Raw genomic sequence first — 15,488 nt, 5'->3', positions numbered from 1 at the left:
TAAGTAGGTCGAATTAGATTACTATAGATACAGGTCTTCAAAGAGGCAAACTTAGGCAAATCAGAGGATGCAAAACTGCTGGGATTACACTGCGATAGACGTATCTACTAGGAGGATTACATTGAGCCAATACATCATTTTTGAATTAGGCGAAGAAAAGTACGCTGTTGAGGTATTGACTGTAAAATCGATTGAGCCTTTAGTTCGTACGACACCGGTACCAGGGACCAAAGAGTTTGTTAAGGGCTTAATGAATCTAAGAGGCGAATTTGTTCCAGTCATTGATGCGCGGCAATTGCTAGGAATGGAAGCGATCGAACCAACCAAGGAATCTAGAGTTATCGTCGCCGACATTGATGGAGTAGTCTGCGGTTTGCTGGTGGACTCGGCGACTACCGTGATCGATATCAGTGATGAATCCATCCAGTCCACGCCGCAAATGGGAGAGGGAGCCCACAATGATTATCTGTCGGGCGTAATCAACCTTGATGGGTCTGTCATAGCCATCTTCAACGTTGGTGAAATTGTCAAGCAAGAAGCAACCGAAGCTACTGAAGTTGCAATTTAAGAAGATAGCGACGTTATTCTAAAGCAGTATGCCCGACCTGGTGCCGGGCATGCTTTTCTGCACATTAGGGTAAATCAATTCATCCTTCCCCGTGCTCTTTCAACCACTTGTCGAATTCCACAGCCACGATGCGCTCACCTGTAATTCCTTCGGCCTGAGGCGAAGCAAGATACACGATGGGGCGGGCCATGATCTCCGGTGACAGAATATTTGGCATCGACTTAAACCGTTGAGCGTATGCCTCAGGGAGCATACCCGTGAGAGTGGCTCCACCCGGAAGCAGCATGTTGACCGTCACACCCGTATCACGTAAGTCTTCAGCCATAATGTAAGATAACGATTCTGCTCCAGCACGCGACGGACCGTACGGAACAAAACCTTTACGGCGCATGGTTTCGTGATTCATGGAAATGTTGACGATACGTCCAGAGCCCTGTGCCACCATCATTGGCGCAAAAGCGCGTGACACGAGAAAATACCCCGTCAAATTTGTATCGATCAGATCCCGAAATCCCTCCGGCGACACCTCGTAAAACGGTTGCGGTTCAAACATGAACCGTTCGTTTACAGTACGCATTCCGATGCCGGCGTTGTTCACAAGGAAATTCACATTACCCCAGTTGGATTTCACCCAGTCAGCTGCCGATTCGATGCTTTCGGCGGATCGAACATCCATGGCTAACTCGTGTGCGTCCAGCCCCTGATCTCGCAGGCGCTTTACAGCGCTGGAGAGTTTTTCGCCGGAGCGAGATGAAATGGCCACGGTAGCCCCTTCTTGGAGGAGTGCATGGGCCATCGCATAACCCAGACCGCTGGATGCCCCTGTGACGAGGGCGTGAACACCTGATAATAACTTCTCCGACATTTGAATCGCCTCTTTTCACATGGCATTTTCCGCTATTTGGCTAACAGAAACAAGTCGATGGGCTGTTGACGGGCTTCTCTACGTTCTGCTTTGTCGATCCGGCGCAGGATAGTCATTCGCATTTTGAACGAGATAGTACAGGATGACCCAAATACTATTTACTAATAGATAAATAGGAAACGAATACCCCAGCCGATATCCGTGCTTGTAGTGAAAAATGCCAAGCGAGAAGGACAGCCATTCGAGGCCAAGGGAAAGGAGCGCCCAAGCGAATATGTAAATTGGACTGTAGGCGGGTTTAACCTTGAGAACGTCATACATGTAAAAGAAAAGATATCCAACAGGCCCGTACATCCAATATTTGATGACATCAATTGGCGTGAACTTTGACGAGTCGTTAATATCGTAAAAGTCGACGGGTATGGTGCTTAGGCTGTGATCGAAAAAGAATCCAAAGCCTGCTCCAATCAAAAAATAGATGATGGCTTTTTTTGGTGGAGAATCGGCGGGGCAACCAAAACACCAGGATAAGCCCAACAATCATCCCCGCAATTACAGCCCATTCATTCCTATTGAACTGGCTATCATAGACCATTAACTCGCCCACACCTTTCTCCTGCCTAACTTGGAAAACCACCATCCAGTGAGGCTGGCAAATGCGACAAATTAGGGTAACCCACGCAATGATCACAAGGAAGAATAGTGTCACATTAAACACACCTTTTTACCAACGTAAAACAGGACTCTCTCTAGTATCGTCAATTTTTCCGTGATGAATCCGCGTGAGCTATTTGGACAGGAACGGCGTTTAGTTTTTCGACAGAAGGTCCCGTGATTGAACTGATCACTGCTTGTATAATTTTGGCGGTACGTGGTGAGGCTTTGGCTTAGAAGTCTTACGTGCTCAACGCCGTTAGTTCGATACCGGTTTCGATAGTCAAGGAGATGGGTATAGCCGGATTTGTTTGTGTCCGAATAAATCGAATTCTGTAGATACGACCCACGTACGGAATAGGACGAGTTTGATAGAAGTAATATGGCCCCTAATACAACTGAGCCTCTCCTTTGTTACAATAAATGCTAATCAATGCACCTTAACTCTCCGTAGGGGGTGGTTTCGCGTGGATTCTAATCTAATTCCGGGATTAGATGAACAGATAATAGGGTTGATTCAAAAGCGACATACCATGGCGGGCGGTGAGGTTGGTGTGAAAGAGGATGAACCACTGACCCAATGGGCCAAAGAGCTTGATCTCAACCCCATATGGTTGTTTCAGTTCTTGAGTTTAATGGATGCGATAAAGAAGTACCAATACGAGATTCAGTTTCCGAGCGTGGTCACGCTACAGACCGTCATTCCAGTCGTTCGCAACACTTTTCAGGATGGTATTCATTTTTGTATTACACATGTTGAACAGTATGAGGTTTGTAGTGTGTTGCATATGGTCATTTCCAACTCTAACCCGCATGTCCAACGATTTCACGGGGAGGGTATTCGGCCGCCAAAAGTGCAAATGCATGTCATTGGGGTGGAATGTACCACATATCAAACCCACTGGCGACATGAGGGTCCGAACATACACGCGGCGTTTGTCGCTATACCCAGGCTCCCAGAAGATTTGAGTGCAATTAATTTTGAGGTTTCCTTTCAAGGTGCTCAGATAACCAGTTATGAAGTTACCGAGACATGTGGGAGTGTCGAACTGACACCATCTGAAAATGATCCGTTTAAAAATAATGAAAAACAGCAGCGAAGAAGCAGAAACCATAACCCGCTATACAATAATGAGTTTCGTTTGTGTGACGAAGAGATTATTAAGTTGCTCAAACATCGTAAAACGTTACTGGGTCACACGGGACAGGTACTGAGTGGTTCAGAGGCCGAACGATTGGCAGAGCGATTGGATGTACATCCGAAATGGTTAAACCGGTATCTCAGTGCCGTGAACAGAATGGGTACGTATGGAGAGTACGTTGAGCCCATAGGGCCAAGAAATCCTCAAGGGATTGTGTATCCTGAACGATACACTTATAGTCAGGGCATGCATTTTAGGGTAAGTCAAATGGAGCAGTACGAAAACTGTAGTTTGGTTCAACTTGACATCCTGGTCGATCCCGCCAGGAAAACAGAACTGAAAAATTGGTCGAGGCCACGTCTAGTTGTTCGGGACAGCATTTGTAGTGAGTTTAGGTCAGGTGGTGGTGGTGGATCAAGCATGCGATTCACATTCCAGGTCGCACCCGCTCTGCCCGATGACTTGGTGGGTGTGTACATGGCGATTGAATTCGATGGCCCATATGCATATGAACCGACAACTGTTGAGGTGAAATCGATTCAAATGTAGTAAAACATTGATCTGGGGGATGAAAGGTGAGTCAGATTGCTTTTAATTACAAGGAATAACTGAGGTCCAAGCGGTTGCCACAGGACCATCGCAGGGTATGTTCCTTAAGTTTGGTTGCGGAGCAGCCGACGACTGTGTGTATTCTGTTTGCGATATTTTAGGCGAATTTATGGTTGAATGGACATTGAAACATTGAGCACAAAAATAGCAGAGATAATCTTCTCTGCTATTTAACCATATGGTGGGCCCAGGAGGACTCGAACCTCCGACCTCACGATTATCAGTCGTGCGCTCTAGCCAGCTGAGCTATGGGCCCAAAAATAGTGGCGGAACTGACGGGATTCGAACCCGCGGTCTCCTGCGTGACAGGCAGGCATGTTAGGCCTCTACACCACAGTTCCAAGTGGCGGAGTGAGAGGGATTCGAACCCTCGATACGGTTTTTGACCGTATACTCGCTTAGCAGGCGAGCGCCTTCGACCTACTCGGCCATCACTCCATAAATGGTGACCCTAAGGGGATTCGAACCCCTATTACCGCCGTGAGAGGGCGGCGTCCTAACCATTAGACGATAGGGCCAAACGCGTAAGCGGCTAAGCGATTTACCTGTGCCGCCCTTTACGCTTGTTGGTGCGGTTAATAGGAATTGAACCTATGACCCCCACCGTGTCAAGGTGGTGCTCTCCCTCTGAGCTATAACCGCATAATGGAGCGGGTGAAGGGAATCGAACCCTCGCTCTCAGCTTGGGAAGCTGACGTTCTGCCATTAAACTACACCCGCATATGGAGCGGAAGACGGGATTCCGACGGTTAAGTGCCCGCGGCAATTAACCTAGCCCCCGAAAGGGGGGAACCCTTGGGTGAGAATCCTGTCTTGCGCTTTTTCTGGAGCGGAAGACGGGATTCGAACCCGCGACCCTCGCCTTGGCAAGGCGATGCTCTACCCCTGAGCCACTTCCGCACAATAAACTGCGCGTCCAATATACTGGGATTGTACACCCTATGTCAATAGGACCCGAAAGGGAACCTGGTGACCCCAGCGGGACTCGAACCCGCGTTACCGCCGTGAAAGGGCGGTGTCTTAACCGCTTGACCATGGGGCCGCTGGAGCTTCCAACCAGGGTCGAACTGGTGACCTCATCCTTACCATGGATGCGCTCTGCCGACTGAGCTATGGAAGCAAATTGGCTCCCCGAGTAGGATTCGAACCTACGACCCTCCGGTTAACAGCCGGATGCTCTACCGCTGAGCTATCGAGGAATATGGTGGAGGTAAACGGATTCGAACCGATGACCCCCTGCTTGCAAGGCAGGTGCTCTCCCAGCTGAGCTATACCCCCACGTGGTCCCGAAGGCCGGAGTCGAACCGGCACGGTTTCCCGCACGATTTTGAGTCGTGTGCGTCTGCCAATTCCGCCACTTCGGGATGTCTAATAAGAAGGTGTTCATGGTCGGAGCAGCGGGATTCGAACCCACGACCTCCTGCTCCCAAGGCAGGCGCGCTACCAAGCTGCGCTATGCTCCGAAATATGGCGTGCCCTGAGAGATTCGAACTCCCGACCTTTTGATTCGTAGTCAAACGCTCTATCCAGCTGAGCTAAGGGCACATTGGCTGGGGAAGAAGGATTCGAACCTTCGCATGACGGTACCAAAAACCGTTGCCTTACCGCTTGGCTATTCCCCAATACGATTTTGGCAGGGGCGGCAGGACTTGAACCCACGACATGCGGTTTTGGAGACCGCCGTTCTACCAGCTGAACTACGCCCCTACAACTATTGTACGATCCATGGAGCCAGCGACAGGAGTCGAACCTGCGACCTACTGATTACAAGTCAGTTGCTCTACCAACTGAGCTACGCTGGCCTGGAGCCACCTATCGGATTTGAACCGATGACCTGCTCATTACGAGTGAGCCGCTCTACCCCTGAGCCAAGGTGGCATACATGGTGAGCCATGCTGGACTCGAACCAGCGACACCCTGATTAAAAGTCAGGTGCTCTACCAACTGAGCTAATGGCTCTCGATATCAATCGAATTCGCACAATGGAATCTAACACGTTCCCATTACTCAAGTCAAGAAAATCAACGAAAAAAGTTGCTGGAAAATACCTCGCACAATTTAACGTGAACTCTTTCTACATTAAATGCCGAAGCGTACGTTCTTACCAACTCGATCTGCCACATTCCCCAATCCACATCCACCGATCCGCTTACCGAATCCGGTCCAACACGAATGACAAGTGATTCGCATTTACGATCCCGCCCTTCGGATGCTTAACGCGACAACTCTGCGCTATCACCTGAGTTAGCGAATCTCGGCTCCGGAGAAGTAACCTATCCACCGCATGCCCGGTCTTTGCCAGACGGACGAGTCGGCACGAATGGCGGTTCTCGGACCTTGTCTGAAGACTGCGCGTTGTGTCCGGTTCGCTATAAATGTGTAAACTGCAATGCCAAACGCGTCAGCATCGATCTTGCTATACACACAGATCACCGGAAACACCATCAGGGGCACTCAGATATAGGAATCGTTTCTCATCATCAAAATGTTCATAAGAGAAGCGTAGAAAAGAGCCTTTTCGCTTCTGAAACGTCCACACGCTTACGATACATTGTGTCAGTTGGTACGAGCCCAAACCCTAGCCATGCAAAAGTACGATGAAATATTTTAGCGAATAGGTGTTGACGTGCCTTGGACAGGCATGTTATGATAGGCGACGCCGCTGAAGCAGCGGTGATTACAACCCGCCATCATGCGGTCAACGATAACGACTGTGTTCATGACGGATTTGGTTCCTTGAAAACTAAACACACCACGCCTGAAAGTTTCAGTCGAGACAACTTCGGTTGTCGCGACAAACGGATAACATTCTGGCGAAACGCCAGTAACATTTATTGAGAGTTTGATCCTGGCTCAGGACGAACGCTGGCGGCGTGCCTAATACATGCAAGTCGAGCGAACCCTTCGGGGTTAGCGGCGGACGGGTGAGTAACACGTGGGCAATCTGCCTACCAGACTGGAATAACACTCGGAAACGGGTGCTAATGCTGGATAACATTCGCGAAGGCATCTTCGTGAATTGAAAGATGCAAATGCATCACTGGTAGAGGAGCCCGCGGCGCATTAGCTAGTTGGTGAGGTAACGGCTCACCAAGGCGACGATGCGTAGCCGACCTGAGAGGGTGACCGGCCACACTGGGACTGAGACACGGCCCAGACTCCTACGGGAGGCAGCAGTAGGGAATCTTCCGCAATGGGCGCAAGCCTGACGGAGCAACGCCGCGTGAGCGAAGAAGGCCTTCGGGTTGTAAAGCTCTGTTGCTCGGGGAGAGAGGCAAGGAGAGTGGAAAGCTCCTTGTGAGACGGTACCGAGTGAGGAAGCCCCGGCTAACTACGTGCCAGCAGCCGCGGTAATACGTAGGGGGCAAGCGTTGTCCGGAATCACTGGGCGTAAAGCGTGCGTAGGCGGTTGCGTGTGTCTGGAGTGAAAGTCCAAGGCTCAACCTTGGGATTGCTCTGGAAACTGCGCAACTTGAGTGCTGGAGAGGCAAGGGGAATTCCACGTGTAGCGGTGAAATGCGTAGATATGTGGAGGAATACCAGTGGCGAAGGCGCCTTGCTGGACAGTGACTGACGCTGAGGCACGAAAGCGTGGGGAGCAAACAGGATTAGATACCCTGGTAGTCCACGCCGTAAACGATGAGTGCTAGGTGTTGGGGGACACACCCCAGTGCCGAAGGAAACCCAATAAGCACTCCGCCTGGGGAGTACGGTCGCAAGACTGAAACTCAAAGGAATTGACGGGGGCCCGCACAAGCAGTGGAGCATGTGGTTTAATTCGAAGCAACGCGAAGAACCTTACCAGGGCTTGACATCCCTCTGACAGGTGCAGAGATGTACCTTCCCTTCGGGGCAGAGGTGACAGGTGGTGCATGGTTGTCGTCAGCTCGTGTCGTGAGATGTTGGGTTAAGTCCCGCAACGAGCGCAACCCTTGACCTGTGTTACCAGCACGTAATGGTGGGGACTCACAGGTGACTGCCGGCGTAAGTCGGAGGAAGGCGGGGATGACGTCAAATCATCATGCCCTTTATGTCCTGGGCTACACACGTGCTACAATGGGCGGTACAACGGGAAGCGAAGCCGCGAGGTGGAGCAAAACCTAAAAAGCCGTTCGTAGTTCGGATTGCAGGCTGCAACTCGCCTGCATGAAGCCGGAATTGCTAGTAATCGCGGATCAGCATGCCGCGGTGAATCCGTTCCCGGGCCTTGTACACACCGCCCGTCACACCACGAGAGTCGGCAACACCCGAAGTCGGTGAGGTAACCTGTATCGGAGCCAGCCGCCGAAGGTGGGGTTGATGATTGGGGTGAAGTCGTAACAAGGTAGCCGTATCGGAAGGTGCGGCTGGATCACCTCCTTTCTACGGAGAAACACCCTTTCAGGTCGTGGGAATGTGTTTAGTTTTGAGGGAGCCAAAGCCTCTTGATGAGGTGGAAGCAAACTCAAGGCGTGCTACAAGATGCAAGGAGATCGAGACGGGCGGACGAAGAGGAGTGAGCGTACTGTTTTGTACGTGAGCGAGTCTGAGGACGACCAACGATGAAATCCGCAGCATATTGGAAGGCGTAGGTACCTTGGCAACTGAATATGGAACAACCTCGAATGAAGTAAAACCGGTAACCGAAATGCCAGTAACAGGTTAACGTAACCGGGAAGTATAGATGAACCGAGGCGTAAGCTGAGGGACGTCAAAAACGGTGAAGTTAGAAAGAGCGCACGGAGGATGCCTAGGCGCCAAGAGCCGAAGAAGGACGGGGCGAACACCGAAATGCCACGGGGAGCTGTAAGCGAGCATTGATCCGTGGATGTCCGAATGGGGAAACCTGCTAGTGTGAAGCGCTAGTACCGTACAGTGAATACATAGCTGTGCGGAGGCAACCGAGGGAACTGAAACATCTAAGTACCTCGAGGAAAAGAAAGCGAACGCGATTCCGTAAGTAGTGGCGAGCGAAAGCGGAGAAGCCTAAACCGTATACGTGGTACAGACTGCAGTCGATGCGTATGCGGGGTCGAGGGGCTGTAAGTGGGGACCTGCAGGGAACCAACTGGAAAGAATCCATAGGAGAACGGCATGGGAAGGCCGGCCATAGACGGTGAGAGCCCGGTAACTGAAATGGATTGTGGAAAGTGATACAGACCCCAAGTACTGCGGGACACGAGGAATCCCGTGGGAATCTGGGAGGACCACCTCCTAAGGCTAAATACTCCTTGGCGACCGATAGCGGATAGTACCGTGAGGGAAAGGTGAAAAGGACCGCGGGAGCGGAGTGAAATAGAACCTGAAACCGTGTGCTTACAAGCAGTCGGAGCATGCATGACATGTGACGGCGTGCCTTTTGTAGAATGAACCGGCGAGTGATGATGGCAAGCAAGGTTAAGGCGAAGGAGCCGAAGCCGAAGCGAAAGCGAGTCTGAACAGGGCGAATCAGTTTGTCGTCATCGACCCGAAACCGGGTGATCTACCCCTGGTCAGGGTGAAGTGCGGGTAACACCGCATGGAGGCCCGAACCCACTGGCGTTGAAAAGCCAGGGGATGAACTGGGGGTAGGGGAGAAATTCCAATCGAACCCGGAGATAGCTGGTTCTCCCCGAAATAGCTTGAGGGCTAGCGTCAGGGAATGAGAAGTGGAGGTAGAGCACTGATTGGGTGCGGGGCCCGCGAGGGTTACCAAGCTCAGTCAAACTGCGAATGCCACTTTGTCGAAGAACCTGGCAGTCAGACTACGAGTGATAAGACCCGTGGTCAAGAGGGAAACAGCCCAGACCAACAGCTAAGGTCCCAAAGTACTGGTTCAGTGGGGAACGATGTGGCGTTGCACAGACAACCAGGATGTTGGCTTAGAAGCAGCCACCATTTAAAGAGTGCGTAATAGCTCACTGGTCGAGTGCCGCTGCGCGGAAAATGTAACGGGGCTAAACCAGACACCGAAGCTATGGATGGAAACATGGTAGGGGAGCGTTCCATTTGCGGGGAAGCTGTGCTGGAAGGCATGGTGGAGCGGATGGAAGTGAGAATGCCGGTATGAGTAGCGAAAAGACAAGTGAGAATCTTGTCCGCCGAAAGCCCAAGGTTTCCTGGGGAAGGCTCGTCCGCCCAGGGTAAGTCGGGACCTAAGGCGAGGCCGAAAGGCGTAGTCGAAGGACAACAGGTTGAAATTCCTGTACCACCGCGGAGCGTTTGAGCGAAGGGGTAACGCAGGAGGCTGAAGGAAGCGGCCGGATGGAAGAGGCCGTCCAAGCAGTGAGCGTGGAGTGTAGGGAAATCCGCATTCTGTGAAGCGTGAGCTGTGATGGGGAGCGAAGAACAGTAGCGAAGTCCTGTAAGTCACACTGCCGAGAAAAGCCTCTAGTGAGTGAAGTGGTGCCCGTACCGGAAACCGACACAGGTGGGCGCGTGGAGAACACGAAGGCGCGCGGGAGAACTCTCGTTAAGGAACTCGGCAAAATGGCCCCGTAACTTCGGGAGAAGGGGCGCTTCGAGAGAAGCCGCAGTGAAAAGGCCCAAGCGACTGTTTAGCAAAAACACAGGTCTCTGCGAAGCCGAAAGGCGAAGTATAGGGGCTGACGCCTGCCCGGTGCTGGAAGGTTAAGAGGAGGGGTTAGGGAAACCGAAGCTCCGAATTGAAGCCCCAGTAAACGGCGGCCGTAACTATAACGGTCCTAAGGTAGCGAAATTCCTTGTCAGGTAAGTTCTGACCCGCACGAAAGGCGTAACGACTTGGGCGCTGTCTCAACGAGAGACCCGGTGAAATTGTAATACCTGTGAAGATGCAGGTTACCCGCGGTTAGACGGAAAGACCCCGTGGAGCTTGACTGTAGCTTGATATGGGATACGGGTACGTCATGTACAGGATAGGTGGGAGACAGAGAAGCTTGGGCGCCAGCCTGAGTGGAGTCGGCGTTGGGATACCACCCTTGAGGTACTTGTGTTCTAACCTAGGACCATAAGCTGGTTCGGGGACAGTGTCAGGTGGACAGTTTGACTGGGGCGGTCGCCTCCAAAAGAGTAACGGAGGCGCCCAAAGGTTCCCTCAGCGCGGATGGAAATCGCGCGGTGCGTGTAAAGGCAAAAGGGAGCTTGACTGCGAGACGGACAGGTCGAGCAGGGACGAAAGTCGGGCTTAGTGACCCGGTGGCACCGAGTGGAAGGGCCATCGCTCAACGGATAAAAGCTACCCCGGGGATAACAGGCTGATCTCCCCCAAGAGTTCACATCGACGGGGAGGTTTGGCACCTCGATGTCGGCTCATCGCATCCTGGGGCTGAAGTCGGTCCCAAGGGTTGGGCTGTTCGCCCATTAAAGCGGTACGCGAGCTGGGTTCAGAACGTCGTGAGACAGTTCGGTCCCTATCTGCCGCGGGCGCAGGATACGTGAGAGGGTTCGTCCTTAGTACGAGAGGACCGGGATGAACCGACCGCTGGTGTACCAGTTGTTTCGCCAGAAGCATAGCTGGGTAGCCAAGTCGGGAAAGGATAAGCGCTGAAAGCATCTAAGCGCGAAGCCAGCCTCAAGATAACGTATCCCATCCGGATAACGGAGTAAGACCCCTTGAAGAAGACAAGGTAGATCGGTCTGGAGTGGAAGCGTAGTGATACGTGGAGCGGACAGATACGAATCGGTCGAGGGCTTCACCAGAACAGAGAGGTTGTTCCATAGTTCAGAAGCAAGGACCACAAACTGTAGCGAAAGCTGCGGTACATAGGGCGAAACCGAGGGAGAAGTATCGTTTAAGGTACAAGATGCCTTGGTGGAGGGATCGAACGAAGCGTTCTGCAGCCCGTAAGGGCGAAGCCAGCGTAGAGAGAGCCCGGAGCCCAAGCAGTCTGGTGGCCATAGCGGAGGGGAAACACCCGTACCCATACCGAACACGGACGTGAAGACCTCCAGCGCCAAGGATACTTGGAGGGAGACCTCCTGGGAAAGTAGGACGTTGCCAGGCGAGAGAGAAAGAGCCCTTGAGGGAGCATAGGATGCTGCCTTGGGGGCTTTTTTGTTTTGTTGTACGGGGGAAGGTGCATGAGGGGACTAACTTTCATGTGACGAATGATTTTACAATGCGACAAAACAAATTAGAAAGGTCGCATGAACATTAGGGCCTCCGGGGGAATGGAATAGCAGATTGCCAGTCCGTTACTTGATACATGTCGTCGGACGGTTCCTTTATGTGGCCAGTTTCGACTGTTCATACGGCTGTACCTAGGCGACAAAGGATTCCTGGTCACTTGTCGTGCCCGAGCGGAGGAACAATGCCGATCAAGGGAATGACGGCACCTTACGGCGCGGGACCCCTCTTGGCACGCATCCACCTAGGAGGCCTCGGATAAACGAGACAGTCTTACCGGCGGAGTGTAGGGGAATACCAGGCCCTTATAGACAAAATCCAGTCACCGAAGATTGAATAAAGGAACGCGACACCTTAATTTCGACATTTGCCACTTCGTCGACCACTGGACAGTACGCACAACGGTCTCCCGATGCCTTGTACGCGTGTGAACGAAGGCAAATTGCCCAACAACGGCACGCCGGTCCCTTCCCCTCCCCGAACCTGCACCCCGCCCCGCGCACCCGCCCACTGCACCGGCCCTCCACCCCACCCCCACCCCGTCAGCCCTGCCAGGCAGGGCCCGACAACACCGCTCGCCTTTCTGATATCATCTATAGCGCAGCCAGAGCCACGCAGACAGTCCGTAGCACTGTAAGCCTCGGCACTGGTCTACTCCGCACAGCCCCACTCGATCCAGACCGGGTTTCTGTGGGCGGGGCAAGCCTGAGGCAGGGATGGAAAGTGGCAGGAAAGGACGGGAGCAGATGCGTGTTCGTAAGTGTACGTTGAGGCGTGTTCAAATGCCCTTGAGGGAACCCGTGAAAACATCATATGGGATGCATGCCATGAAAGATGTGACTATCGTGATCGTGGAGACGGAGAAAGGTGCTGTCGGCGTCGCGGAATGTGTTGCTATGAGGGAACCCACTTACACAGAAGAGACGGTTTCGACAGCGTGGCACGTGTTGACTGACTTTCTCGTGCCATCCATGCGAGACGTTGATATAAACGAAACACGGGGCTTGAGGTACATGAGCGAGAGATGGGGCCGAATTCGCGGAAATTGGATGGCCAAGGCCGGGCTTGAGATGGCCATTTGGGATGCGTATGCAGCGGAAACAAAGGTGCCGTTGTATCAACTCCTGGGGGGCACCGTTCGCGAGGTACCGGCTGGAATCAGCCTTGGTATGAATAGTGACTTGGATGCATTGCAGGAAAGGGCCCGGCGGGCAGTTGCCGACGGGTTTCAGCGGATTAAGTTAAAGATTGCGCCGGGAGCCGACGTTGAACCGCTCATGGCGATCCGCCGGGCGTTGCCGGACATACCCTTGATGGCCGATGCGAATAGTGCATATGAGGGGTGTGCGCAATTGTTGGCGGGATTGGATGGGGTAGGGCTGATGATGATCGAGCAGCCGTTGGCGTACGACGACATTGTCGATCACGCCGCCCTCCAAGACAAGCTCCGAACACCTATCTGTCTCGATGAAAGTATACGATCCGCCAACGACGTCCGTCGCGCTGCGATGATCGGTGCATGCAAAGTGATCAACTTGAAGCCTGGGCGCGTAGGGGGCTTTGGCAGTTCTATCGCCGTTCACGACGAAGCAGTGAGGCTCGGGTTGGGACTTTGGTGCGGTGGTATGTACGAGACCGGTATCGGCCGTTTGCACAATATTGCTCTGTGCAGTCTGCCTGGGTTTGGGTTGCCGACGGATACGGGGCCGAGTGATCGGTACTTCGAGTCCGACATTGTCGATCCGCCAGTCACATTCCATCGCCCGGGTTTTCTTGCGGTTGAACCGTTATGTGGTGTGGCTTCACGGGTTAACTGGAAACGGCTGGATGACTTCACAGTTCAGTCAAATACCATCGTTCTGTAGGGAATGTGAGATATTCACAACAGGAATTATGGCGAAAAGCGTCGAATCCTTCTTATTGTTTACGTTCGGCGTTTCTGGTTACTGAGCGAATCTAGCCAATCAACCAATTTATGTTAGAGGAGAATGATAGCGAAGTGATAGAAATGCAGGATGTATGGAAGGAGTATCCCAACGGGACGAAAGCACTCAACGGGATTTCCATCCATATTCAAAAAGGTGAGTTCGTATACGTAGTTGGACCCAGTGGAGCGGGAAAGTCCACGTTTATTAAGCTGATGTACCGGGAAGTACGCCCCACACGAGGGCATATCTTCGTCAACGGATTCAATATTGAGCGGCTGAAGGACCATAAAATCCCCCTGCTCCGTCGCAGCATCGGCGTTGTTTTTCAGGACTTCAAACTCCTGCCGAAACTGACCGCCGGAGAAAACGTCGCATTTGCACTTGAAGTCATTGGGTTATCGCCGAGACAAATCAAGCGTCGCGTGAAGGATGTGCTAGCTCAGGTCGGCTTGGAAGATAAAGGTGACAAGTTGCCGTCTCAGTTGTCGGGGGGCGAGCAGCAGCGGATCGCGGTGGCGAGAGCACTTGCAAACAATCCATCTGTCATTATTGCCGACGAGCCTACAGGAAATCTCGATCCCGACACGTCTTGGGGCATTATGCGCCTATTCCAACGGATTAACGACAGGGGTACAACAATTGTCATGGCAACACACAACAGAGACATCGTTAACTCGCTGAGAAGGCGGGTTATTGGTATTGAAAATGGAATCATTGCACGCGATGAGCAGCGAGGGTTGTACGGATATGATGACTAGAATAGCACGCCACTTACGAGAAGGATTACGGAATCTCTTGCGCAATGGATGGATGACATTTGCTTCCGTCAGCGCAGTGATGGTCACGCTTGCTGTCCTAGGGCTATCGCTGATTCTTGCCATGAATGCGCAACAAGTATCCACATACGTTGCGAACCAAGTCGAGTTCAGCGCCTTTTTGTCCCCGTCTGCGTCACAACAAACAGGGGATCAAGTAGCGACTGAAATTCGCGACATGCCGGGGGTCAAGTCTGTTCAGGTGGTGAGCAAGGACCAGGGTTTGAACCAGATGAAGCAGGAATTGGGATCGCAATACAACGACGTATTAAACGGCTTCAAGTCAAATCCGATACCCATCAAGCTGACCGTCCAGGCTAATAACCCACGCGACATCATGCAAATCGCTGACCAAGTGAAGAAGATGCCTGAGGTCAAGACCGTTCGCGATCCGCACGATATCGTCGGACCACTCTTCCACACGCTTGATGTGGTTCGGGACGTGGGCATTCTCTTTGTGGTTGCGCTGCTGGTCACGTCGATGTTCCTCATTTCGAACACCATCCGAATCACCATATTCTCGCGTCGGCGCGAAATTGAAATTATGAAACTCGTCGGGGCGACGAACTGGTTTATTCGTTGGCCGTTCATCGTTGAGGGCATGTTCATTGGCCTGCTTGGGGCCGTCATCCCGTTCGCCATTCTAGGCTACGGGTATAATGCATTGTACTCATATGTGCACGGCACATTTGTGGGACTAGCCTTTCCGCTCGTACAAAGCGGTGATTTGTCGATGAAGTTGGCCATCGTCCTCATTGGCATCGGTGTGGTCATCGGGGTGTGGGGAGGTGTCATGTCAGTCAGAAAGTTCCTCCGCGTCTAAAGTTCGTAATTTAGACGAC

8 protein-coding genes, 19 tRNA genes and 3 rRNA genes are annotated in these 15,488 nt (G+C 52.4%); 8 read left to right on the top strand and 22 right to left on the bottom strand.

The genetic code is table 11. The features are described from left to right. Positions 1 to 121: 121 nt before the first annotated feature. On the top strand, positions 122 to 568 hold the full coding sequence (locus NZD86_RS20895) for a chemotaxis protein CheW (protein ID WP_268043969.1): 447 nt from the start codon (positions 122 to 124) through the stop codon (positions 566 to 568). A gap of 79 nt (positions 569 to 647) precedes the next feature. Here NZD86_RS20895 and NZD86_RS20890 read toward each other — a convergent pair whose 3' ends face one another. Next, entirely contained in the window at positions 648 to 1,433 is a 786-nt protein-coding gene (locus tag NZD86_RS20890; protein WP_268043968.1) for an SDR family NAD(P)-dependent oxidoreductase, read from the bottom strand. Positions 1,434 to 1,511: 78 nt separating this feature from the next. Then, a complete protein-coding gene (locus tag NZD86_RS20885; protein WP_268043967.1) occupies positions 1,512 to 1,970 on the bottom strand; it encodes a hypothetical protein in 459 nt (152 codons plus the stop codon). A gap of 584 nt (positions 1,971 to 2,554) precedes the next feature. Between NZD86_RS20885 and NZD86_RS20880 the strand changes: the two genes are divergently transcribed. Further along, a complete protein-coding gene (locus tag NZD86_RS20880; protein ID WP_268043966.1) occupies positions 2,555 to 3,778 on the top strand; it encodes a hypothetical protein in 1,224 nt (407 codons plus the stop codon). A 239-nt stretch (positions 3,779 to 4,017) separates the two neighbouring features. Here NZD86_RS20880 and NZD86_RS20875 read toward each other — a convergent pair. The 20 genes from NZD86_RS20875 to NZD86_RS20780 all read right to left on the bottom strand — a co-directional run bounded on the left by NZD86_RS20875 (position 4,018) and on the right by NZD86_RS20780 (position 6,292). Continuing rightward, a tRNA-Ile gene (locus NZD86_RS20875) sits at positions 4,018 to 4,094 on the bottom strand. Positions 4,095 to 4,102: 8 nt separating this feature from the next. Continuing rightward, a tRNA-Asp gene (locus NZD86_RS20870) sits at positions 4,103 to 4,179 on the bottom strand. A 3-nt stretch (positions 4,180 to 4,182) separates the two neighbouring features. Further along, positions 4,183 to 4,276, bottom strand: a tRNA-Ser gene (locus tag NZD86_RS20865). Between the two features lie 5 nt (positions 4,277 to 4,281). Further along, a tRNA-Glu gene (locus tag NZD86_RS20860) sits at positions 4,282 to 4,356 on the bottom strand. Positions 4,357 to 4,405: 49 nt separating this feature from the next. Beyond that, positions 4,406 to 4,480 (bottom strand) — tRNA-Val (locus NZD86_RS20855). Positions 4,481 to 4,484: 4 nt separating this feature from the next. Continuing rightward, positions 4,485 to 4,558 (bottom strand) — tRNA-Gly (locus NZD86_RS20850). Positions 4,559 to 4,663: 105 nt separating this feature from the next. Beyond that, a tRNA-Gly gene (locus NZD86_RS20845) sits at positions 4,664 to 4,738 on the bottom strand. Between the two features lie 67 nt (positions 4,739 to 4,805). Then, positions 4,806 to 4,880: transfer RNA gene (locus NZD86_RS20840), tRNA-Glu, on the bottom strand. 2 nt (positions 4,881 to 4,882) lie between these two features. Continuing rightward, positions 4,883 to 4,958 (bottom strand) — tRNA-Thr (locus NZD86_RS20835). A 4-nt stretch (positions 4,959 to 4,962) separates the two neighbouring features. Further along, a tRNA-Asn gene (locus tag NZD86_RS20830) sits at positions 4,963 to 5,037 on the bottom strand. Between the two features lie 3 nt (positions 5,038 to 5,040). After that, positions 5,041 to 5,116 (bottom strand) — tRNA-Ala (locus tag NZD86_RS20825). Between the two features lie 3 nt (positions 5,117 to 5,119). After that, positions 5,120 to 5,202: transfer RNA gene (locus NZD86_RS20820), tRNA-Leu, on the bottom strand. Positions 5,203 to 5,224: 22 nt separating this feature from the next. Beyond that, positions 5,225 to 5,301 (bottom strand) — tRNA-Pro (locus NZD86_RS20815). Between the two features lie 5 nt (positions 5,302 to 5,306). Continuing rightward, positions 5,307 to 5,383: transfer RNA gene (locus NZD86_RS20810), tRNA-Arg, on the bottom strand. Between the two features lie 2 nt (positions 5,384 to 5,385). Further along, positions 5,386 to 5,460, bottom strand: a tRNA-Gln gene (locus NZD86_RS20805). A gap of 9 nt (positions 5,461 to 5,469) precedes the next feature. Then, positions 5,470 to 5,545: transfer RNA gene (locus NZD86_RS20800), tRNA-Trp, on the bottom strand. A gap of 19 nt (positions 5,546 to 5,564) precedes the next feature. Beyond that, a tRNA-Thr gene (locus NZD86_RS20795) sits at positions 5,565 to 5,640 on the bottom strand. Between the two features lies 1 nt (position 5,641). Next, positions 5,642 to 5,716: transfer RNA gene (locus NZD86_RS20790), tRNA-Thr, on the bottom strand. 5 nt (positions 5,717 to 5,721) lie between these two features. Then, positions 5,722 to 5,797, bottom strand: a tRNA-Lys gene (locus NZD86_RS20785). 285 nt (positions 5,798 to 6,082) lie between these two features. Next, on the bottom strand, positions 6,083 to 6,292 hold the full coding sequence (locus NZD86_RS20780; RefSeq protein WP_268043965.1) for a hypothetical protein: 210 nt from the start codon (positions 6,290 to 6,292) through the stop codon (positions 6,083 to 6,085). A 376-nt stretch (positions 6,293 to 6,668) separates the two neighbouring features. Between NZD86_RS20780 and NZD86_RS20775 the strand changes: the two genes are divergently transcribed. The 6 genes from NZD86_RS20775 to ftsX all read left to right on the top strand — a co-directional run bounded on the left by NZD86_RS20775 (position 6,669) and on the right by ftsX (position 15,469). After that, positions 6,669 to 8,200, top strand: a 16S ribosomal RNA gene (locus tag NZD86_RS20775). Positions 8,201 to 8,536: 336 nt separating this feature from the next. Next, a 23S ribosomal RNA gene (locus NZD86_RS20770) occupies positions 8,537 to 11,476 on the top strand. 187 nt (positions 11,477 to 11,663) lie between these two features. Then, positions 11,664 to 11,780 (top strand): 5S ribosomal RNA (gene rrf, locus NZD86_RS20765). Together the 16S, 23S and 5S rRNA genes form the textbook arrangement of a ribosomal RNA operon. Positions 11,781 to 12,619: 839 nt before the next feature. After that, positions 12,620 to 13,768: an o-succinylbenzoate synthase gene (menC, locus tag NZD86_RS20760; protein ID WP_326492610.1), complete on the top strand. Its 1,149-nt coding sequence runs from the start codon at positions 12,620 to 12,622 to the stop codon at positions 13,766 to 13,768. A 134-nt stretch (positions 13,769 to 13,902) separates the two neighbouring features. Then, on the top strand, positions 13,903 to 14,589 hold the full coding sequence (gene ftsE / locus NZD86_RS20755) for a cell division ATP-binding protein FtsE (protein ID WP_268043963.1): 687 nt from the start codon (positions 13,903 to 13,905) through the stop codon (positions 14,587 to 14,589). Beyond that, entirely contained in the window at positions 14,579 to 15,469 is an 891-nt protein-coding gene (ftsX, locus tag NZD86_RS20750; RefSeq protein ID WP_268043962.1) for a permease-like cell division protein FtsX, read from the top strand. Before ftsE ends, ftsX begins: the two co-directional genes overlap by 11 nt. The last annotated feature ends 19 nt before the right edge of the window (positions 15,470 to 15,488 follow it).

This window comes from Alicyclobacillus dauci (assembly GCF_026651605.1).
GTDB lineage: Bacteria > Bacillota > Bacilli > Alicyclobacillales > Alicyclobacillaceae > Alicyclobacillus > Alicyclobacillus dauci.
Note: the sequence above shows the minus strand (reverse complement) of the source record. Positions and strands in the feature narration are given on the sequence as shown.

Coding starts and splice junctions, on each gene's coding strand:
- NZD86_RS20890 (WP_268043968.1), bottom strand. CDS start 1,433: ATGTCGGAGAAGTTATTATCAGGTGTTCACGCCCTCGTCACAGGGGCA.
- menC (WP_326492610.1), top strand. CDS start 12,620: ATGGAAAGTGGCAGGAAAGGACGGGAGCAGATGCGTGTTCGTAAGTGT.
- ftsX (WP_268043962.1), top strand. CDS start 14,579: ATGATGACTAGAATAGCACGCCACTTACGAGAAGGATTACGGAATCTC.